Origin of the sequence: Weizmannia acidilactici, assembly GCF_008974185.1 — a bacterium.
Lineage (GTDB): Bacteria > Bacillota > Bacilli > Bacillales > Bacillaceae_C > Weizmannia > Weizmannia acidilactici.
Genome location: NZ_BKZP01000011.1, coordinates 24,904 through 44,449 on the forward strand (window position 1 = coordinate 24,904; position 19,546 = coordinate 44,449).

General features: G+C 44.5%; 26 protein-coding genes and 1 pseudogene. 16 read left to right on the forward strand and 11 right to left on the reverse strand.

Going from position 1 to position 19,546, the window contains the following annotated elements:
* Nucleotides 1-171: 171 nt before the first annotated feature.
* The 4 genes from BpJC4_RS06550 to BpJC4_RS06565 are packed head-to-tail and all read left to right on the forward strand — an operon-like array spanning nucleotide 172 to nucleotide 3,313.
* Nucleotides 172-780 carry a TetR/AcrR family transcriptional regulator gene (locus BpJC4_RS06550; protein ID WP_151697681.1) on the forward strand — a complete coding sequence of 203 codons (609 nt, stop codon included), beginning with the start codon at nucleotides 172-174 and terminating at the stop codon, nucleotides 778-780.
* 20 nt (nucleotides 781-800) lie between these two features.
* Nucleotides 801-1,682, forward strand: a complete 882-nt coding sequence (locus BpJC4_RS06555) for an ABC transporter ATP-binding protein (RefSeq protein WP_151681104.1) — start codon at nucleotides 801-803, stop codon at nucleotides 1,680-1,682.
* Nucleotides 1,683-1,687: 5 nt separating this feature from the next.
* Nucleotides 1,688-2,491, forward strand: a complete 804-nt coding sequence (locus BpJC4_RS06560) for an ABC transporter permease subunit (RefSeq protein WP_151697682.1) — start codon at nucleotides 1,688-1,690, stop codon at nucleotides 2,489-2,491.
* A gap of 27 nt (nucleotides 2,492-2,518) precedes the next feature.
* A complete protein-coding gene (locus BpJC4_RS06565) occupies nucleotides 2,519-3,313 on the forward strand; it encodes an ABC transporter permease subunit (protein ID WP_151697683.1) in 795 nt (264 codons plus the stop codon).
* Between the two features lie 147 nt (nucleotides 3,314-3,460).
* Here BpJC4_RS06565 and BpJC4_RS16095 read toward each other — a convergent pair whose 3' ends face one another.
* Nucleotides 3,461-3,769, reverse strand: a complete 309-nt coding sequence (locus tag BpJC4_RS16095) for a hypothetical protein (RefSeq protein WP_172968348.1) — start codon at nucleotides 3,767-3,769, stop codon at nucleotides 3,461-3,463.
* Between the two features lie 211 nt (nucleotides 3,770-3,980).
* Here BpJC4_RS16095 and BpJC4_RS06575 point away from each other — a divergent pair, with 211 nt between their 5' ends.
* The 4 genes from BpJC4_RS06575 (at nucleotide 3,981) to BpJC4_RS16100 (ending at nucleotide 6,711) form a co-directional block, all read left to right on the forward strand.
* Nucleotides 3,981-4,412 carry a MarR family winged helix-turn-helix transcriptional regulator gene (locus tag BpJC4_RS06575; protein ID WP_151681101.1) on the forward strand — a complete coding sequence of 144 codons (432 nt, stop codon included), beginning with the start codon at nucleotides 3,981-3,983 and terminating at the stop codon, nucleotides 4,410-4,412.
* Nucleotides 4,413-4,431: 19 nt separating this feature from the next.
* Nucleotides 4,432-5,244, forward strand: coding sequence for a class I SAM-dependent methyltransferase (locus BpJC4_RS06580; RefSeq protein WP_151681100.1), 813 nt, complete (start codon nucleotides 4,432-4,434; stop codon nucleotides 5,242-5,244).
* A 769-nt stretch (nucleotides 5,245-6,013) separates the two neighbouring features.
* Nucleotides 6,014-6,406, forward strand: coding sequence for a CBO0543 family protein (locus tag BpJC4_RS06590; protein ID WP_151697684.1), 393 nt, complete (start codon nucleotides 6,014-6,016; stop codon nucleotides 6,404-6,406).
* Nucleotides 6,407-6,573: 167 nt separating this feature from the next.
* On the forward strand, nucleotides 6,574-6,711 hold the full coding sequence (locus BpJC4_RS16100) for a hypothetical protein (RefSeq protein ID WP_172967480.1): 138 nt from the start codon (nucleotides 6,574-6,576) through the stop codon (nucleotides 6,709-6,711).
* A 210-nt stretch (nucleotides 6,712-6,921) separates the two neighbouring features.
* On the opposite strand, the gene BpJC4_RS06595 is transcribed toward BpJC4_RS16100, so the two are convergent.
* The 5 genes from BpJC4_RS06595 to BpJC4_RS06615 form a co-directional block, all read right to left on the reverse strand.
* Nucleotides 6,922-7,212: a pentapeptide repeat-containing protein gene (locus tag BpJC4_RS06595; protein ID WP_151681098.1), complete on the reverse strand. Its 291-nt coding sequence runs from the start codon at nucleotides 7,210-7,212 to the stop codon at nucleotides 6,922-6,924.
* Nucleotides 7,213-7,236: 24 nt separating this feature from the next.
* Nucleotides 7,237-8,220: an aldo/keto reductase gene (locus BpJC4_RS06600; protein WP_151697685.1), complete on the reverse strand. Its 984-nt coding sequence runs from the start codon at nucleotides 8,218-8,220 to the stop codon at nucleotides 7,237-7,239.
* Nucleotides 8,221-8,291: 71 nt separating this feature from the next.
* Complete coding sequence (locus BpJC4_RS06605; RefSeq protein WP_151697686.1) at nucleotides 8,292-9,272, reverse strand: aldo/keto reductase; 981 nt, start codon at nucleotides 9,270-9,272, stop codon at nucleotides 8,292-8,294.
* A gap of 253 nt (nucleotides 9,273-9,525) precedes the next feature.
* A complete protein-coding gene (locus BpJC4_RS06610; RefSeq protein ID WP_151681095.1) occupies nucleotides 9,526-9,852 on the reverse strand; it encodes a carboxymuconolactone decarboxylase family protein in 327 nt (108 codons plus the stop codon).
* Between the two features lie 26 nt (nucleotides 9,853-9,878).
* The gene (locus tag BpJC4_RS06615) at nucleotides 9,879-10,622 is read right to left on the reverse strand and encodes an SDR family oxidoreductase (protein WP_151697687.1); all 744 of its coding nucleotides are present in this window, start codon (nucleotides 10,620-10,622) and stop codon (nucleotides 9,879-9,881) included.
* A gap of 170 nt (nucleotides 10,623-10,792) precedes the next feature.
* On the opposite strand from BpJC4_RS06615, the gene BpJC4_RS06620 reads away from it, so the two are divergent.
* Nucleotides 10,793-11,329: a TetR/AcrR family transcriptional regulator gene (locus BpJC4_RS06620; RefSeq protein ID WP_259370050.1), complete on the forward strand. Its 537-nt coding sequence runs from the start codon at nucleotides 10,793-10,795 to the stop codon at nucleotides 11,327-11,329.
* Nucleotides 11,330-11,332: 3 nt separating this feature from the next.
* Here BpJC4_RS06620 and BpJC4_RS06625 read toward each other — a convergent pair whose 3' ends face one another.
* Nucleotides 11,333-11,932: a glycerol-3-phosphate acyltransferase gene (locus tag BpJC4_RS06625; protein WP_151681117.1), complete on the reverse strand. Its 600-nt coding sequence runs from the start codon at nucleotides 11,930-11,932 to the stop codon at nucleotides 11,333-11,335.
* Nucleotides 11,932-13,029, reverse strand: a complete 1,098-nt coding sequence (locus tag BpJC4_RS06630; RefSeq protein WP_151697688.1) for a glycosyltransferase family 2 protein — start codon at nucleotides 13,027-13,029, stop codon at nucleotides 11,932-11,934. The genes BpJC4_RS06625 and BpJC4_RS06630 overlap by 1 nt, the downstream gene beginning before the upstream one ends.
* A gap of 433 nt (nucleotides 13,030-13,462) precedes the next feature.
* Here BpJC4_RS06630 and BpJC4_RS06635 point away from each other — a divergent pair, with 433 nt between their 5' ends.
* From BpJC4_RS06635 to BpJC4_RS06655, 7 genes and pseudogenes are all read left to right on the forward strand, one after another.
* Complete coding sequence (locus BpJC4_RS06635) at nucleotides 13,463-14,338, forward strand: SDR family oxidoreductase (protein WP_151681092.1); 876 nt, start codon at nucleotides 13,463-13,465, stop codon at nucleotides 14,336-14,338.
* A gap of 174 nt (nucleotides 14,339-14,512) precedes the next feature.
* On the forward strand, nucleotides 14,513-14,923 hold the full coding sequence (locus BpJC4_RS06640; protein ID WP_151681091.1) for a YfmQ family protein: 411 nt from the start codon (nucleotides 14,513-14,515) through the stop codon (nucleotides 14,921-14,923).
* A gap of 339 nt (nucleotides 14,924-15,262) precedes the next feature.
* Nucleotides 15,263-15,409 carry a hypothetical protein gene (locus tag BpJC4_RS16105; protein WP_172967481.1) on the forward strand — a complete coding sequence of 49 codons (147 nt, stop codon included), beginning with the start codon at nucleotides 15,263-15,265 and terminating at the stop codon, nucleotides 15,407-15,409.
* A gap of 148 nt (nucleotides 15,410-15,557) precedes the next feature.
* Nucleotides 15,558-16,075, forward strand: a pseudogene (locus tag BpJC4_RS06645) (PaaI family thioesterase).
* A gap of 66 nt (nucleotides 16,076-16,141) precedes the next feature.
* On the forward strand, nucleotides 16,142-16,246 hold the full coding sequence (locus tag BpJC4_RS16935) for a DUF1232 domain-containing protein (RefSeq protein ID WP_308689680.1): 105 nt from the start codon (nucleotides 16,142-16,144) through the stop codon (nucleotides 16,244-16,246).
* Nucleotides 16,234-16,452 carry a hypothetical protein gene (locus BpJC4_RS16940; protein ID WP_308689682.1) on the forward strand — a complete coding sequence of 73 codons (219 nt, stop codon included), beginning with the start codon at nucleotides 16,234-16,236 and terminating at the stop codon, nucleotides 16,450-16,452. Before BpJC4_RS16935 ends, BpJC4_RS16940 begins: the two co-directional genes overlap by 13 nt.
* A gap of 125 nt (nucleotides 16,453-16,577) precedes the next feature.
* Nucleotides 16,578-17,513: a DMT family transporter gene (locus tag BpJC4_RS06655; protein ID WP_151697689.1), complete on the forward strand. Its 936-nt coding sequence runs from the start codon at nucleotides 16,578-16,580 to the stop codon at nucleotides 17,511-17,513.
* A 16-nt stretch (nucleotides 17,514-17,529) separates the two neighbouring features.
* Here BpJC4_RS06655 and BpJC4_RS06660 read toward each other — a convergent pair whose 3' ends face one another.
* From BpJC4_RS06660 to BpJC4_RS06670, 3 genes are all read right to left on the reverse strand, one after another.
* Nucleotides 17,530-17,844 (reverse strand): DMT family transporter, encoded by a 315-nt coding sequence (locus BpJC4_RS06660; RefSeq protein ID WP_151681089.1) that lies wholly within the window; start codon nucleotides 17,842-17,844, stop codon nucleotides 17,530-17,532.
* The gene (locus tag BpJC4_RS06665) at nucleotides 17,844-18,185 is read right to left on the reverse strand and encodes a DMT family transporter (RefSeq protein ID WP_151681116.1); all 342 of its coding nucleotides are present in this window, start codon (nucleotides 18,183-18,185) and stop codon (nucleotides 17,844-17,846) included. Before BpJC4_RS06665 ends, BpJC4_RS06660 begins: the two co-directional genes overlap by 1 nt.
* A 149-nt stretch (nucleotides 18,186-18,334) precedes the next feature.
* Complete coding sequence (locus BpJC4_RS06670) at nucleotides 18,335-19,117, reverse strand: TSUP family transporter (protein ID WP_151681088.1); 783 nt, start codon at nucleotides 19,115-19,117, stop codon at nucleotides 18,335-18,337.
* Nucleotides 19,118-19,546 lie beyond the last annotated feature (429 nt).

A 19,546-nucleotide genomic window follows, 5' to 3' on the forward strand; every position in this document is an offset into this window, starting at 1 on the left:
GAGCGCCCTTCGTGTTTCTTCCATTGGTGTGTTTTCATCAAAGTTGTAGACAATAAACAAAACAACCAAAATGGATTCAATATTTTTGTCTGTATTTTATTGACCGTTTCGGTTTATGGATCTATAATAACATAAACCGAATCGGTCAATTTATTTATTCGAGGTGGTTTGATGGAGAAATTTTTGAGTTTGCCCGAAGAAAAGCAAAACAAAATTGTGGATGCCGCACTTACCGCTTTTGGAAAGAACGGATATAAAAAAACATCGGTGAGCGACATTGCTGCTGAAGCCGGCATTTCAAAGCCGATGATCTTTCATTACTTTGGCACCAAAAAAGACTTATACCTTTATTTAATCCGGTTGTGTGGGGACACAATAATGAAAGGAATCAATGAAAAATTTGACCCGGGCGTCACTGATTTCTTTGACAGGATTAAGCTTGCGGGTGACATAAAATTGCAGGTGATCAAAAAGTACCCTGCTATTTTATCTTTTTTAACAAGTATGTTTTTTGAAAAGGATGAAGAAGTAAGACCTGATATTAATGCCTTTCTGGGCGATAAAGAAATTGAAAGCTTCCGCAATAAGGTTGCGATTGACGGGATTGATGCTTCTAAATTTAAAGACGGTGTGGATCCAAATAAAGTCTTGAAAATGCTGGTTTGGATGTCTGAAGGTTGGTTCAATCATTTTCAAACGTTGGAAAATCCGAATATCGAAGCTTCATACGAAGAATTGATGGACTGTATGGAACTGCTTAAAAATGCTTTTTATAAATAAAAGTTCAGGGGGAACCACGCATGAATGTAATTGAAATCAAGAATCTTACGAAACAGTATGGCAGGTCTAGGGGGATCATTGATGTGAATTTAAATGTTGAACAGGGCGAGATTTTCGGTTTCATTGGCCCGAATGGCGCGGGAAAATCGACAACAATCCGGACATTGCTTGGTCTGATTCATCCCACAAGCGGTCAGGCAACGATCTTCGGCAAAAGTTGTTTCGAACATCCAGAAGTCAGAAAAGAATTGGGCTATCTCCCTTCAGAAGTATTTTACTACGACAGCATGAGAGTGATTGACCTGCTCAAATACTCAGCCAGTTTTTATAAAAAAGACTGCACAAAACGGATTCATGAACTTGCGGAAATCATGGACCTTAATCTGAAAAAGAAAATTAATGATCTTTCATTTGGCAATAAGAAAAAAGTCGGGATTGTACAGGGTCTGCTGCACGAACCGAAACTCATCATCCTTGATGAACCGACAAGTGGGCTTGACCCGCTCATGCAGCAGAAGTTTTTTGAACTCATCAGGGAAGAGAACAAAAAAGGTGCAACGGTGTTCTTTTCCTCGCACATTCTGACCGAAGTCCAGAAATTATGCGACCGGGTTGCCTTTATCAAAGAAGGGCGGATTATTAAACTGGAGAAAATCAGCACGCTGCAGGAGAACAACTACAAGAGAATCAGCATTGAAGTGAAATCAAAGATTCCGCAAGAGATCCAGCATGTGGATGGTGTGAGTGACTTTAAAGTGAAGGGGAATGCCGTAAACTTCATCTACAGGGGTAATATGAACGCCATGATCAAAATCATTGCAGAAATGGATCTCGCCAATATTTCCATCGGAGAACCGGACCTTGAAGAAATTTTCATGCATTACTATGAAAAGGAGAATTGAGCGATATGAATATGTATTGGCATGAACTCAAGTCTCTAAGAAAATCAACCATTCTATGGGCATGCGCCATCATTGCACTGGCTGCGCTATTTCTTTCCGTTTATCCCGGGGTGGCAAAAGATGCGGAGGATTTTAAAAAATTACTGACCGGGTATCCGCCGGCGATAAGAGCCATGCTCGGCGTAAATCTGGACTATTTTTCATCTATATTGGGGTTTTATTCGATGGTTTTTTCCTTTATTTTGTTGTGCGGCGCGATCCAAGGTATGCATGTCGGAATTTCGATTTTGTCGAAAGAATCACGGGAGCGGACAGCAGATTTTTTGCTTGTCAAACCCGTTTCACGTCCGGCCATTGTCAGCGCCAAACTTTTGGCCTCGATCACGATGCTTCTGGTTACGGATATCGTATTTTATGCAGCTTTATCCATCCTGGTCCGGCTTGTAAATACAGGAAGTTATGATGAGAAAACTTTCTTTTTGATCAATTTAACCCTATTATTTATGCAGCTTATCTTTTTTTCAATCGGGATGTTCATATCGGTGTTCTTCAATAAACTCCGGTCGGCACTTCCCATTTCACTTGGTGTTGTTTTCGGGTTTTATATTATCGGAGTGCTGATTTCGACCGGGAAAAACGAGAAACTCGTCCGCTATCTGTCGCCTTTCAATTACTTTAATACGGCTTATATCATAAATCATACAGCGTATAAGTTTTCATATCTCATTACAGGGGCGGCCATTTTTCTGATTGCAATCGCAGCTAGCTACGTTATTTATACCAAAAAGGATATCCATGCGGTAAACTGAAACGCATGCATGAGGAGGAGCCTGACAATGAATATTTTTTTAATGGAAATGAAGGCAACCCTGAAAGCATTGCTCATCTGGAGTATTTGTATGTTTCTCGGGATTCTCAGTGGAATGACCAAGTATACGACTTATTCTTCCGGAGGGGCCGCAAGCGAAGCTTTAAACAAGCTACCGCATTCCATGAAGGCGCTATTTGGGATGTCGTCCTTTGATGTGACATCGATGGGCGGTTTCTACGCATTCCTTTTTCTGTATATTGAACTCGCGGCTGCGGTCCATGCTGTGCTGCTGGGAAGCGGTATTATTGCAAAAGAAGAGCGTGATAAAACGACGGAGTTCCTGATGGTAAAGCCGGTATCAAGAAACACCGTTATCACCGCAAAGCTTTTTGCCGCGCTGGTGAATGTAATCATCATCAATCTTGTTACCTTAGTTTCCTCGATCCTATTGGTTTCAGCTTATAATAAGGGAAAAGATATTACGGGAGAAATCGTCCTGTTTCTTTTGAGTATGTTGATCATCCAGCTGGTATTTCTAACGCTTGGAGCGATGCTTTCGGCTGTGATGAAAAATCCAAAAGCTTCAGGATCAATTGCTGCTGCAATCTTGTTTGGCTCGTTCGTGATCAATGAAATCACAAATTTGGCCGATCACCTTGACGCGTTAAATATTCTTTCTCCCTTTAAATATTTTCCTTATCAAGATATTGTGAACGGGGACGGCCTAAATATCATTGAGGTGGTACTTACGCTTCTTCTCGTTGCTGCTTTTTCTGTATCGACCTATTTCTTTTACCAGAAACGGGATTTAAATATATGAATAGCACAAATTTCACATCCCTTTAGCAATGATCATCAGCAAAAAAGGGGGTATCCCTGGTCTATTTACCGACTTTTGCGGCACCCCTTTTTTCTTTTATGACCCACCCGGATCTCATCTAGTTCTTTTTTTCGATTTGTTAATCGCTCATACCTTGAAATATGGGCTTTTACCCTTGCCACCAGTCCATTCGGATTGAACTGGCCTACCCGTTCCGAATCCAGACTTGTAGCCGGCTCGTCCCGCTGTCAATTCCGATTTTACGATCACCCCGTCCGCATCTGTATTCAGGACAAGATCATCCGCCTTTAAATTCCGGATTGAAGAACTGTCACCAAACGCCAGTCCGTTCGCCAAACCGGTAACGAAAAACACCAAAAATATGGCAATCATAATGAGGATGATCAAAGTGTATCGAAGTTTTGAATGCTTGAATTCTTTCAATGCCAAAAACATGTTTACCTTCCTTGTTTTTTGAGACCATCCGGGAACCATCCCGATTTCCATCTCTTTCGTTGACGACACCATCTTAACCGGAAGATCTTAACGCGCTCTTATCCACTTCTTAAATAGATTTGGTAAATATAAATTTACATTTTATTAAAATATATATTGATTTTAACCATATTTAGTAATAATATTATTACTAATAGAAGAGGTGAAGGGCATGATTGAAGAAATTGCAAATGAATACATTGCTTTAATTCCAAATGTATTCCGCAGTTTCAGCGAATTAAACATGGATGCGACAGAATTATCGCATATGCAGAACCATGTCATTGAATTTATGTACATGCAAAAAAAGCCTTTGAATCTAAAAGACATCAGCACCGGGCTGGGGATTGCAAAGCAACAGCTGACAAAAATCATAAAGGATTTAGAAATGGACGGTTATCTCGTGAAAGAGTCTGATCCGGGGGATAAACGTGCCGTATTGGTTTCATTAACGCAAAAAGGCAGGGAAATCCAAGATAAGAAATGGTTAAAGGTATACGAAAACTTCAGCAATCATTTGGCGAAGCTAAGTGACGAGGAGAAGCTCGATTTAAAATTTGCACTCCATAAAACGAATGTATTGTTAAAAAAGATAGGGGATTGAAGAGAAGGAAAAAATACCCATGGCTGACAAAAATCACAAAATTCATTTACATGAAGAAAAAGAAACGTTGCTAATTACTTTGTATGCAAAAGCTTTGGACAACCGATTAAAACACCCGATTTTACATGATCAAAAAGCAGAAGAAATATTGGGCATGATTGACTATGATTTTGAAAAGCTAAAGGATTTTGGCAATGAGATCATGGTCGCCAGGGCGAAACAATTTGATGTATGGCTGCAAAAATTCCTTAAAACCAATCCAAATGCAACGGTATTGAATCTTGGCTGCGGGTTGGATACAAGAATTTCAAGGATTCACCCGCCATCAACTGTCCGCTGGTTTGACATCGATTATCCGGAAGTGATTGAAATCCGCAAAAAATTCTTTTCCAATCAACCCGGATATGAAATGGTTCCGTCTTCCGTTACCGATCCGGGTTGGTTGGAAAACATTCCGGACAATAATCCTGTGATGATTATTGCGGAAGGGATGCTGGAGTATCTTACAGAAACGGAAGTCAAAACCTTGCTGAACCGGCTGACAGATCACTTCTCCAATGGGCAAATTGCGTTTGATGTGATGAATACATTTGCGGTACATGCCGGAAAGAAAAACTTACATGAAACAACAGGTGCCGAACATAAATGGGCAGTTGACCATATTGGGGATTCCGATAAACTCAATCCTGACATGAAAAGAATGGCGAATGTCTCTGTCATGGGGACAAAGTACATCCGCAAGCTTCCTCTGAAATCCCGCCTGCTTTTTCGTTTCATGTATTTCATTCCGAATTTCAGAAATATGATGCGCCTGCTTTTGTATAAATTTTGAAGCTCATGCTATATCTAAATCGGGTTTATACAGAAAAATTCGCCAATCTCATTGAATGGCGAGTTCGCCTTGCTTTTTTACGCGGGATCCTAAAACCTTATAAAACATCCTTCCTCGTACCGATCACGCCATGCACGGGGATAAAGACGTCATAATCAGCGCATTAATAGCCCTCCAATGCCGCCAATCTCTTTTCCCCGACAAGAGCCACCTTTTCCAGGGTTAAAACTTGTTCACGAAGAGCTTCCACGCCTTCGCCCATTATCCGGAACGGGCGGCGCCTTTCTCTCGTTGGAAGCGCTTTGATACATCCTTGTTTTTTTTTAACTGCGCGATCGCACCATACAATGTCCCCGGTTCCATGGGGTTCCGCTAAATGTCCTGATGTCTTCCATCATGGCATATCCAAGCTTTGGACCGTCTGCCAGGCCCGGAAGTAAAGGTATGATGCATCAGAAAAACGGACTAATTCATTTTTTTCATTAGAGTGCCTCCACCATGATTTAGTTATACTTCGTAAGTACAACGGGAATAATAAATACCCGGTTTCTAAAGTCAATATTTTCTTGAAGAAGTCCCGACAGCGCTAAAGGTTCTGCAAAAAAAATAACCGGTTCGCCGTTTTAAACGTTTTTCTCAGTATGGTTCGGCTGCCTAGTGGAAATCATTAGAAATAAACAATCATGGAGGCTGAAATATGTCTAATCATTTACTGACTTATTCATTTCTGATTTTATCATTCCTGCTGTTCAATATTGGAACTTACTTTGTGCCGAAAAGAATCAGCAAAATTGAAGTGCATGCGACCGGATTATTTTATATGATTATCGAGCTTTTATTGGAATTATTTCTAATAAAAAAACTAGATTGGTATGGTTATTTTCATGCGCCTATTCAATGGATACAACTTTTCGTGATCTTTGGAATGTATGGGGCAGGCGTTTTGATCATTAATGCCTACCCCTTTCACAAAGGTTTCATGTCAAAAGCTTTTTATTATGTTTATATGACGGCCTTCTGGACGTTTTATGAATGGTTGGCTGTTAAGGCCGGCATGCTGAATTACCATCATTGGAAAATCCTTTATTCCGCCATTGTTTACCCTTTCCTTTTTTATTTGGGAATAGCACATATTTACCTCATCAGGCGTCTGCTAAAATAACGCTATTGCTTGTAACCATTTTAGGCTCCCATTTCTTAAAGGGTATGGGAAGATTTGTAAATTTCCGGCTGTAAAAGGACAAGAGGGGGATGATTCATTCGAATTTGAGGTGCTTGGAAAAGAATGAAGCCAATGAAGTAACAGATACACGTTGGGAGCCTAGACAAATGGAAAAACCATGGTTGGAGAAATTGCAGGCGTATAAAAAAGCGATTACAAGACTCTTTAGGGAGATGCAGGTGGGTAATATTGGCCGCTTACAATTTACAATAAAGAAGATTACTTTTGCGGAATCGGGATATTAATTTTTACCATTATGGAGAATATACCGACTATTTGAAAGCTTGACTTCTCAGGCGGATACAAATCATAAATCAGAAATTTAAGAAGCAATCACCTTTTCTAAAACCAAAGGCATAAAAAAACACCGAAATTTCGGTGCTCAGGTTTTTCCATCTAAATTCATTTAAGCATTTTTATATCTCTAGCCATAGTGCTTTTAATGCTTGTCGATTTTAAATCAATGTAACATTTTTCAAATTTGCTTTATATCCCTTTAAAAGCGCATATGTTAATTTATCCATCTTCGCCCCATCAAAAACAGCTTTTTTTACATCAGTTTTGAAGGAAACATTGTAGAATGTCGCATTTCTAAATGAGGTTCCCTTTAATCCGGTATGTTTAAAAATGGTTCCTCTGAAAATTTGATTACCAAAACACACTCCAGATAAATCTGAGCTGTTGAAATTGGTATGATCCATGATGCAGCCATTAAAGCTGGATCCCTTTAAATCAGATTTTATCATCTTTTCCCTTTTAATAAGTATTGCTTATCTCCATTTCCCGGTTAGTACCTCTGTCCGGTCTGTTGCCGGGGCAGGGGTGCGTGACAAACCGGAAATTTCGGTATACATTTCCGGAGTCATGTTAAAATCGGCAGCTGCTAATGAATCTTCCAATTGGCTTACATGACGCGCGCCGATGATCGGGGCTGTCACAGCGGGATTCGCCATGACCCAGGCAACCGCTAATGTTGCAGGTTTCACATCATGTTCCTGTGCATAGCGGGTGAACTTTTCAGCCGTCACAAAATCTTCTTCGGCGCCGTAACGGTCACGGTAGCGGGCATCTTCTATAATCCGGCCGTGTTCAGGACGTTTGTTGACCCCGTATTTACCGGTTAATAAACCGGCGCCAAGCGGGCTGTACGTAATGACGCCTATTTGTTCAGACCTGGCCATCGGCAATATTTCCACTTCAGCCTGGCGTTTTACAAGATTATACATCGGCTGGATCAGTTCAAAGCGCGCCAGCTGTTCTTTTGCGGAAATCCCTAATGCCTTGCTGATTTGCCAGGCCGCCCAGTTGCTGACAGCGGGATAGAGAATTTTGCCCTGCCGTTGCAGGTCATCAAGTGCCCTTAGTGTTTCTTCCATTGGCGTGTTCTTATCAAAATCATGGACAAAATAAAAATCAATATAATCCGTTTTTAAGCGTTTCAGGCTGGCTTCAACCCCTTGTATGATGTGGCGCCGGGATAAGCCCTGTGCATTCACATCGGCACCTGTCGGCCAAAACACTTTCGTCGTCAGCACGATCTGGTCGCGTTCATGCGCGATGCATTCTCCTAAAATTTCCTCGGCGCGCCCCCCGTTGTAAACATCGGCTGTATCGAAGAAGTTGATGCCGGCTTCCCGGCATCGTTGATACATGGCTTTTGATGTTTCTTCATCTGCGTTTCCGCCGAAAGACATCGTGCCGAAACATAAATTTGAAACTTTAATGCCTGTTTTTCCTACTGTGCGGTATTCCATTATGAATCCTCCCGATTGTCAGTAAATTGTATTACAAACGATCATTCTCATCAGCTGCCTCTGGACTAAGATTAACGAAACCCTACGATTTGATGCGGTACATACGGCTCTTCGAGAAATGCCATTTCTTCAGGCGTTAACTTAACCGAGAGCGCCCCTACGGCATCCTCGAGATGAGAGATTTTCGTCGCACCAATTATAGGGGCGGTTACCGGTTCTTTTTGCAACAGCCAGGCAAGGGCGATATGAATGCGGGGAACGCCGCGTTTTTCAGCGAGTGAGGCAACCCGTTCCACGACCAGCCGATCTGCATCAGAGGTCTTATCGTATTTCATTTTCTGGACTTCGTCTGTTTCGGAACGAAGTGTTGTTTCCGACCAATCACGCGTCAATCTTCCGGATGCGAGCGGGCTGTACGGTGTCACCGCTATTTTTTCTTCTTTGCAAAGCGGCATCATTTCCCGCTCTTCTTCGCGATAAATAAGGTTGTAATGATTTTGCATGGACACAAACCGGGTCCAGCCGTTTTTCTCTGCCACGTGCAATGCCTTTTGGAACTGCCATGCCGCCATGGAAGAAGCGCCAATATACCTTGTCTTTCCCGCCTTCACCACATCATGCAAAGCTTCCATCGTTTCTTCAATCGGGGTATTGTAATCCCAGCGGTGGATGATATAAAGGTCTACATAATCGGTTCCGAGCCGCTTCAGGCTTTTATCGATTTCGCTCATGATCGCCTTACGGGAGAGCCCTGCGCCATTGGGACCTTCATGCATTCGTTGATGTACCTTTGTTGCAATGACAATTTCATCACGATTGGCATAATCCTTCAGTGCCCTCCCAAGGATTTCCTCGCTTGTCCCCATTGAATACACATTCGCCGTATCAAAAAAATTGATGCCAAGCTCAAGGGCTTTTTTTATAATCGGGCGGCTGTGTTCTTCATCGAGCACCCATTTATGAATCCACCGTTCAGCTACACCGAAGCTCATACAGCCGAGGCAAAGCCGGGATACGTCCAGGCCTGTATTTCCAAGTTTCACATATTCCATTTGATGATTCCTCGCTTTTCAATAATGTAAAACTATTCAGTAAATGACGGGCAAACAGAGAGGCAAATGGGATTCGTTTTTTCATCATATTGTCTCTTCATTTATCGCTGTAATTCATTGCCCGGAAAGGATCGGGGAGCTGTTTCGTTTAGAAAAACATCGTATAAAATCATTCGCTTTTATTCATAAAAAGCATACCTTCTTTTTCAAGGTATGCTGAACAGGAAGTTAACCAGTTGTATCGGCGCTTTACTCAGTCTTCCGCGTAAATTTCCTTCGCCAGATTGAAGGCGGACCAGGCTTTCGGCCAGCCGGTATAAAAGGCTAAATGGGTAATGGCTTCTGCTATTTCTGCTTTGGTGACGCCATTTTCCTTTGCTTTGTTTAAGTGAACTTTTAATTGTTCAAAGTTACCGCCCGAGATCAGGCAGGCGACTGTGATTAAACTGCGGTCGCGGGCGGAGAGTTCGGCTTCACGCGACCAGACTTGGCCGAACAGCACATCATCATTCAACTCTGCAAATTTAGGGGCAAAATCCCCAAGCAATTCGCGTCCGGCCGTTTGCTTTTGAAATGCCATTTTAAACATCCTTTCCTTTTTAGTGATCAAAGAACTTGCTTCGTCGGGCGGATTAATATTTCACTGATGGCGACATTTTCCGGTGTACCGATGGCATAGGCGACGGCATCCGCAACTTGTTCTGAAGTAAGTCCGAACCCGGGCGTACGTTGGTTATTTTTTACCCGTTCACGATTTTTAGGGTCATTAATCGTTGTATAAAGTTCGGTATCGACTGCGCCTGGTGAAATAATCGTTGACCGGATGTTATTTTCCCTTTCTTCCTGGCGCAGCCCTTCCATGATCGCGCGGACGGCAAACTTAGTGCCGCAGTAAACAGCGGATCCCGGATAAACGAGGTGCCCGGCTACGGAATCGGTCGCAATAATATGGCCGGATTGCTGTTTTTTCATGATCGGCAGTACAGCGGCGATACCGTTCAGCACACCCATGATGTTGATGTCCAGCATTTGCCGCCATTCATTGCGGCGGAGCTCGCTTAAATTGGCAGTCGGCATAATCCCCGCATTATTAAACATGACATCAATGCGGCCGAACTTGTCCATCGCCAGTTTAGCGAGGGCTTCCATATCTTCCGGTTTGGTTACGTCGGCTGCTTGATAATAGATTTCCGCATCCTGCAAAGACTCAGCCAATTGTTTTAACCGCTCCACACGGCGTGCACCGATTACAAGTTTGGCGCCTTCTGTTGCCAGACGGCGAGCAGTGGCTTCACCGATACCGCTTGAGGCGCCGGCAATGATGACAACTTTATCTTTTAATGATGCCATTTGCAATTTCCTCCTTACAAAAAATCAATATTGATTGATTAATCAACATCTGTTTATAATTATAAAAGGAACAGGAAAACTTTCAATGGTTAAAATGATAGAATTTGTTGATTATTGCACAAATAAATCGAAATTGTTGATAAACTCTAGGAAAGTTAGGTGGCGAAATCGTGGATAGAAGAGTCCTGAAATCCCAGGCAGCGATTAAAAATGCTTTAATTGAACTGATGGCTGAAAAAAATTTTGATGACATTACCATTCAGGATATTGCCGACAGAGCGGATGTAAACCGGGGAACCATTTATCTTCATTACGTGGATAAATTTGATCTGCTCGACAAGCTCATTGAAGAACATATTGACATGCTACGGAAGCTGTGCGAGGACACAGCCGATATGAGTTTCACCGATGGGGAATGGGTCTGGTTTGATTACTTTGAAAAAAATTATTTATTCTTCTCAACGATGCTGGAGAGTAAAGGCGCCCCTTATTTCCGTACCAGGTTTCTTCAATTAATTGTCGAAGAGTTAAAGGGGGAAGTGGATGCGGCAGAAGAAAAAAATCAGGGGTTAAGCAAAGATGTCGTCATCCATTTCTTTGGTGCGGCCATTGTAGGGATCGTGGAATGGTGGGTGTCAAACGGCATGCCTTATCCGCCCCGGGAAGTGGCAGAACAAGTGGGAAAATTGCTGGACCGGAATTTTTAAGGATCAAGGGCGTTTGAGCTTTTCGGCGAGGGCATGTTTGTTTTTCCAAAAAAGCAGGGAAAAGTTGCCAAGCCAAATCCAATGGATAAAGCCGGGGTAGTGTTTCCAAAACAAATAAACTGCCAAAAGCAGGAACCCGACGGTCGTTTGGATGCCATCTTCATTGCTTGTGGTTTTTTTACCCTTTTTCATGATTTTCGTGATAACGTACAGGGACGCAAGGATCAGGGCATAGGTAAGCGATGCGCGGAACTTCGTCAAGGCGCTCCAAACGCCGAAGCTGACGGCAAGGCTTTTTCCGCCGTTCCCTTTTAAAAAAGGGGAAAAGGCATGGCCGAAAACAGGGGCAAGGGCAACGGGAACCAGCCCATATCCCGATACGGCGCCGGATTGGATGATAAGGAATACCGGCAAATAGCCTTTTCCAAAATCAAGCGCAATCCCGAGCAGCCCATATCCAGCCCCGGCTTCCTTCCAAAGATTCGCGGCACCGGGATTCCCGTCTCCCGTTGCCCGTATATTGATCTCCAACAAAAAGCCGATCCAGTAAGAAAACATCAGAGAACCGGAAAGAAAACAGATCACGGTTAATAAAAGCGTCATCATTTATGCCCCCTTCCGACATGGATATACCTGCCTTTCCAGACCACTTTTTTGCGAAAAACAGCCTGGTAAAGGGAGTATCCGACAACAATAAGGAAAAAAATAGTGGATAGAAAATGGCAAACGGGGTGGAGAATGCCGAAGTTCCCCGCATGCCGGTTGAAAAAATAGATTTGGGCTGCATACAAGAGATAGCCTGCGCATAAAGGGAAAAAGCCGGGCGTGCCGATCAAAAAGAAACAGAGCTCGGATAAAAGCAGGCCAAGAATCCATAAAATAATGGCGGCGAGCGTAAAAGAATGGATGGCGGACGTGCTCAATACCGCGCCTTTTGCGAAACCTTCCAGTTCGCTTTTGATCCCGTCCGGGTACATGCGGAAGGAGACAAGCCCGCTGCCAATAAGATTTGTGACCCGGATCCCGGCATTTTGGAACCGGGCGCCTAAATTGAGATCATCCAGCATTTCGGCGTGGATGCTTTGGTGTCCGCCGATTTTTTCGTAATCTTTTCTTGTGGCTACAATACAGGCGCCATAAAGACCTTTTTGCCGGTTTTTCCTTTCAAACGGCGAGGTGAACGCGAATATTCCCAATAAGTTCAGGATCATCGCAAATTTTTCGTGAAATTTTTCAGTGTGATGGTACGGAACGACGGAGATGACGCCGCCCTGTCTTTTTTGTTCCGCGATGAGGGATGCAATGGCGTTTTCAGCAAGGCGGATATCCGCATCCAAAAATACCAAAAAATCTCCACTTGACCTCAAATAGCCGTTCCACACGGCCCAAGTTTTCCCCGTCCAGCTTTCCGGAAGATCAGGCGCGGAAAAAACGGCAGCGCCGCATCTCTCGGCTATTTCTTTTGTCTGGTCTTCGGAATGGTCATCCACGACAATGATTTCATCCGGTTTTACTGTTTGCCTCCATAAGGATTCCAATAATGCTGGCAAATGCTTTTCCTCATTTCTCGCCGGGATGATGACCGAAATCGTTTCATGGCTGTATCTCTTGCCGCTTTTTTGCGGAACGGAATTTTTTCGGAAAAGCACCATTCCGGACAGCAAGCCGAAAAGAATGAGGAATGAAAAGATGGCAGGCATTTTCACCACTTCCTGATCAAGGAAATCTTGTTAATTTTATTTTACAGCAATTATATGTGGGTGAGGGTTGGATTTTTCTTTTTCGGCAGCTGACTTTAGGATTGCGAGAGCAAGTATTTTCCAACTTTAAAAATTACCGACAAACGGAGTATGCATAGATTGATCTCCATCCCCGGCATCTCTGAATCATAGCGTTAAAATAGTTTAGGTGATGAAATGCTTCATTTATACTGTTTGATGAAATTGGACAGGACTTTTATTTCAAAGCTGTTGACACATAGTGGCATCTCCTGATACTTTGTTAGGCCGCTCATATTTTTGAGCTGTTTTTTTGAGGGGATCAAAGCGGCAGGCTCCGGATTGATAGTTTGACAAACCACACATGTTGTAATTAAAATGGTTACAAGATGATAAAGGAGGAGTCAGATCAGATATGAAAATACTCGTCACGGGCGCAACAGGGAAACTTGGGTCAAAAGTGGTGGAAATACTCTTAAAAACCGTGCCGGCAGATCAGCTCGCGGTGAGCGTCCGCAATCCGGAGAAGGCAAAAGGGCTGAAGGAAAAGGGGGTCGATGTGCGTCACGGAGATTTCGATTACCCGGAAACATTGGACACAGCTTTTAAAGGGATCGACCGGATGCTCATGATTTCTGCGGACGGGGATAACGAAACAAGAATCCGGCAGCACACGAACGCGGTGGCAGCAGCTGAACGGGCAGGGGTCGGATTCATTGCATATACAAGCCTTGTGAATGCGGCGAAAAGCAAAATGTTTCTTGCCCCGGTGCACAAAGTGACGGAAGAAGCGATTTTAAAAACGGGCATCCCGTATTCTTTCCTGCGCAACAACTGGTATTTGGAAAACGAAATCGGCAGTGTCCAAGGCGTCTTGGCAGGCGCGCCATTGGTAACATCAGCCGGAAAAGGCAAAGTCGGCTGGGCCCCGCAGCGCGATTATGCGGAAGCAGCGGCAGCGGTCTTGTCGGGCAGCGGGCACGAAAACACGGTTTACGAGCTGTCAGGAAAACTGTTGACATACGGTGAACTGGCCGCTGTGCTTGGCGGGATTATAGGAAAAGAAGTACAGGTGCAGCATGTGGATGACGCCGCATATGCCGAAGCCATGAAAGCAGCGGGCGTTCCGAATGCGGTTGTCCCGATGCTGGTTGACATCCAGAAAGGCATCCGTGAAGGCGCGCTCGAAGTTGAGAGCAACGACTTTGAAAAATTGCTCGGCCGCCCGGTTACACCGGTCCGCGATGCGCTGGCGGAGATTGTGGAAAGGATATCCGGCGTGGAGAAATAACTGGTTTTGAATTCCGAATAAGCATCTTGCTGTCTCCTTATCGAATAGGGAGGCAGTTTTTTTATTCAACAAAATGTAACATGATCGTCACAAATATCAGAGTTTCCACTATTGAAACAGTTTTTAACTGATTTTACAATAAGGATGTAAAAATATACAACGGAGATGGGAAAAATGGCAACGTGGGCATGGGTGCTCGGCATATTTGCGATTGCGATTGTCAAACTATTGGTGTCTTGTCCTCCAACTTTTGTTGCAGACTGGTTTGTCGGAAAATTTGAGGTGCATCCGAAGCTTGATGAAGAAAATGTGACAGTCAACATCGACGGAAAATATTTGGAAGGCGACGAAAAACGTAAAGTCATCAACGAGTTCAACAAGGCGATTTTTTTGGAAAAATATTATGTCCTTCCGGAAAAAAGCGGGACGCCGTTGATTATTGATGCGAAGATCGGGAAAAAGGACGCCCGGTTTATGGTGTATCGCCACAAGGATCATATCGATGTATTCAAGCAAGACAACAAGAAAACCGTGGCATACAGCCTGTATTCCGAGAGTTTCCAAAAAAATCCTGTTACCATATAACTGCATATTTTTGAAAACCCATTAAGAATTCTTGATGGTTTTTTTAATGCGCCGTGCATGGCGATTCGCTAGACAGTCCGTTATGGGGGTAGATAGCCACCAACCATTAGCCAAGAAAAGGAGAGGCGTTTTGTTTCTTAGAAGGCTCCTAATGATCATAAGCCAAGAAAAGCAGTCACGTTTTTTCTAAACAGCGCATCAACTGGTAATGATTACAATACTCTTTGGTTTGCAGGGTCGCATATAGAAAAACATATGATTAATTTTATTCATTAAGAATAAAATTAGAATTTTCCGGTGATTTTTAGATAGAGTGCCTATACACAAACAAGAGATTCGTTGATCCGACTGAGGCACCGCGACTGCCGTTTTCAGCTTGATCAAAGGAAAACCATTCAAAAGCAGTTGGATGTGGCGTTTATTGCAGAAGTGACCGGCTTAAGTGAGGAAGAAGTGCTACAACTAAAAAGGACGTTTATAGATTAAGGTGTGTTCCCGCTGAGAAGCTTTTCCGGCGGGTTTTTTTACGGGCTGCAATGCTTCGAATATTCTTATATAAGGATGGTACAATTACCCGAAAGCATATTATAATTTTATGTATAAACAAAACAATGAAAAAACGGAGGGGGAGAGGATGGCGGAAAAAATCACAAAGGCGGTACAGGATTTTTATCCGGATTCGTTTGCCTCGTGTTACGGTTGCGGGCGGTTGAACGAAAAGGGCCACCATTTCCGCACGGGCTGGCTGGGGATAAAACCATTACCATTTACACACTGCAGCCTGAACATACAGGGGGGATTCCCGATTTTGCTTACGGCGGGCTGCTGGCATCGCTGATCGACTGCCACAGCGCCGGCTCTGCTTCGTTGTATTTGCAAAGGAAGAACGGAAATGAATTGGGGGACGGCACGGAGCCGCCAAGATTTGTCACAAGCACTTTAAAAGTCGATTATAAAAAGCCGGCTCCGTTTGGCGTGCCGCTCAAAGCCATTGGCACCGTCACAGAAATCCATCCGAAAAAATATCAAGTCAACACAGAAGTAGTCGCGAACGACAAACTGGTTGTAACTGGGGAAGTGACGGTTGTCCTGTTGCCGAAAATTTCAGGCAGGAACAGCGGAGCGGATGAAATGTTTGGGCACAGGCCTTGAAAAAACAAATTTTCATTCTTTCCTTCGCATACAAGGATGAAAGGGTCATGTGGTATGCCATAGCTTTTGCTGGATGCCTGCCGCCCGGTTGAACTGATCCTGGATTTCATTCCGATTCTCGGCTGGCAGGATGATGTAATCATGGTGCCTGCGGAAATATGGCTGTTTTGAAAATGACTCCGGAAGAAGTGATTCGCGTCTGCACAAAAAAGTCGGAAGCACGGATGGATAGCGGAAAGCCGAAGAACTGGCTTGCCGGGGCGGTGATCCTTATGATTTTGGGGTTGCCGCCCGTCTGGTCAGCCGGGGAAATTTTTGATAGGATTCGTTTCATTTTATCGTTGATGATCGCTAATTTCGAGACTTCTGCGAGATAAGCGCCCCTGTGCTGAGGTACCGGGCGGGGAGGCTCGCGTCTTGCGGAAAGCAGGAGGATTCCGCAATCACAAGATTGTATACTAATATAGCTTTCTGATAAAAATTAGAAAAAGATGGGAGAGTAATGGAAAAAGTAATACAGAATACCGCATCGGAGAACACTTCTTTTAGGGCGAGGGGGATTGCGCTTGTTTTAACGGGAGCAGTGCTGTGGGGCGTTTCCGGAACTATTGCGCAGTATTTGTTCCAACACTTGCATGTTCATATGCAATGGTTAACTGTCTTGAGGTTGCTTGTATCCGGGGTGCTCTTGCTCGGGGTTTGCTACAGAAAAGAAAAATCCCGCATCTGGGCGGTTTGGGCGGATCCATCCGCAAGAAGGAGCCTTGTCTGTTTTGCTATATTTGGTATGCTCGGTGTCCAATACACGTATTTTTCGGCCATCAAATATGGCAACGCGGCTACGGCAACGGTCCTGCAAAGCCTTGAGCCTGTCGTCGTGACGTGCTACTTGGCTGCCCGCTTCAGAAAAATGCCGGACCGGAAACAGCTGCTGGCAGTGGGGCTGGCTTTTGCCGGAACGTCTTTGCTTGTGACGCACGGCAGTTTTACGACCCTTTCCATTTCGGGCAGGGCGCTTTTCTGGGGAGTGCTGACCGCATTTGCCGCTACTTTTTACACCCTCCAGCCGCACAAACTTCTCATGCAGTGGGGGTCGGTTGTAACCGTCGGGTGGGGCATGCTGGTCGGGGGAATCGTCTTAAGTTTTATCCACCCGCCGTGGCAGGCAGCGGGGGAATTTTCCCTGGCCGCTTTTTTGGCGATTGCCTTTGTCATTGCTTTCGGGACGCTGACCGCATTTTTTTGCTATTTGGAGAGCCTGAAATATTTAAGCGCCGCGGAAACGAGCGTGCTTGCGACAGCCGAGCCTCTGACCGCCGCTTTTCTTTCTGTCGTATGGCTGCATGTTTCAATAGGGTTTTTTGAGTGTATCGGGTCACTCATGATTATCAGCACGATTTTTATTTTGTCTTTTAAAGAAAAACGCAAGGCTTCATGAACAAGGGGCGGCGGTGTCACGAAACCAGCTTCAAACCGACCGCCGCGCCTAAAATCATCGTAATGAAGACGATTCTTCTCCAGTCTTTGGATTCGCCGTAAAAAATCATGCCCAAAATTGTTCCGCCCGCGGCGCCGATTCCGGTCCAAACGGCGTAGGCCGTTCCCATCGGCAAAGTTTTCATGGTGAGGGACATAAATAGGAAACTCCCACCGAAAGCAAGGACCATGAGCAACACAGACTGCCAATTGCGGCGGCGGTTCAGCATATTCATCGCGGCAACACCAAGCATTTCACATATCCCTGCAACAAGTAAAGAAAACCAAGCCACTATGAATCCGCCCCTTCCTCGCTGTTCTCGTTTTCCACAAGCCTTAAACCGATAATGCCTGCCAGTAAAATCAAAATCAGCACGATTTTTACAGGGCTGAACGGTTCACCGAAAAAGACTATGCCGGCAAAAACCGTTCCCGCAGTGCCGAGACCGACAAAAGCGGCGTAAACCGTTCCGACCGGGAGTTTTTTCCCTGCGGCAATCAGTGCGTAAAAACTGGCCGCAATCGAAATCAGTGTGCCGATCCATTCCCAAATATTGTCTGCATGTTTTAAACCGATGACCCAAAATACTTCAAAAAACGCACCGATGAAGACAGTGAGCCAAGCTGTATTGATTTCAAATCACCTCCGCTTAAAAAAGCCCGGGGAGATTGCGCGGTAGCAGCATCTCCCGGGCTTTTCCCGTGGCACAAGTAAGTTAAGTTTGCGGGCTCGGGATGCAGGACGAAGCCCGGTTCACAAAAGTGCCGGAAGTTTTGCCTCTATTAGCCGAAAATAAAGGAATGTACATAATCATACGTATTTTTCGCCAGCAGCAGGAACGTTACGGCAATGAACAGAATCCGGACGTAGTTGCTCCCCCGTTTGATCGCAAACTTTGATCCAACAACGGAACCGGCGATTTGTGCAAGCCCCATCGGTATCCCATAAGCATAATGGATCTGGCCTAAACATATGAACATGATCAATGCCGCAATATTGCTTCCAAAGTTCAAAAACTTGGCGTTTCCGGCCGCTTTTAAAAAATCAAATCCGATCAACAGAAAAGCAAACATTAAAAACGAACCGGTGCCCGGGCCGAGGAATCCGTCGTAAAACCCGATGAAGAAAATCAATACCGTAAACAGAATATAGCGGCGGACCGATAATTTTTTATACGTCAGGATCTTTCCCCAGTCTTTTTTGATGATGGTATAAATGCCGACTGCCGCTAGCATCACGAGCATGAGCGGTTTCAGCACTTCCGGGTCGATCAGATGGACCGTATAAGCACCCAGCATCGAGCCGAAAAAGGTGAGCGGGAACAGCTTATAAATCGAGGATAAATCGAGTTTTCCGGAACGGTAAAAAACGAATGTGCTCGTAAAAGACCCCATAGTGCCCGCCAATTTATTGGTCGCAACTGCCGCGGAAGGCGAAAGCCCGGTAAACATCAGGGCAGGCAGCGAAATGAGGCCGCCCCCTCCGACAACCGAATCAATAAACGCTGCACAAAAACCAAACGCGATTAAAATAAATAACAAAGATGGATCCAGCCCAAAAAACATACATCAGCCCTTCTTTTATTGTCACTGATGTTATCGTAGCGAAAAATGTTAAGATTGTAAATAGCCGCTCAGCTTTGGGCCCTGAATTGCCGGTTCATTTGACATTTGCCAGACAAGCAGCAGGGCAAGCGCGGCATATAACATTTTTTCATATGGGGTCCCAATTTTACGCTGTATATTACCTGTTGATGATCGCGAAGTTTACGAGACTCCTGCGGGATAAGCGAGTAATAAGAGATCCAGTGTGCTTGAGGGACGAGTGAGGAGGCTCGCGGCGTGTGGGAAGTGAGTGAATTTCGCGATCATTAACATTCTCAGATAACTTTAAAAAAGGGGGTGTCCCCTGGTCAATCTATCGACTTTTGGGACAGCTCCGTTAGAGAAAAGTTTTCCCGAAAGAAATGGTTCAGAGAAGCTTTGTCAGGATCG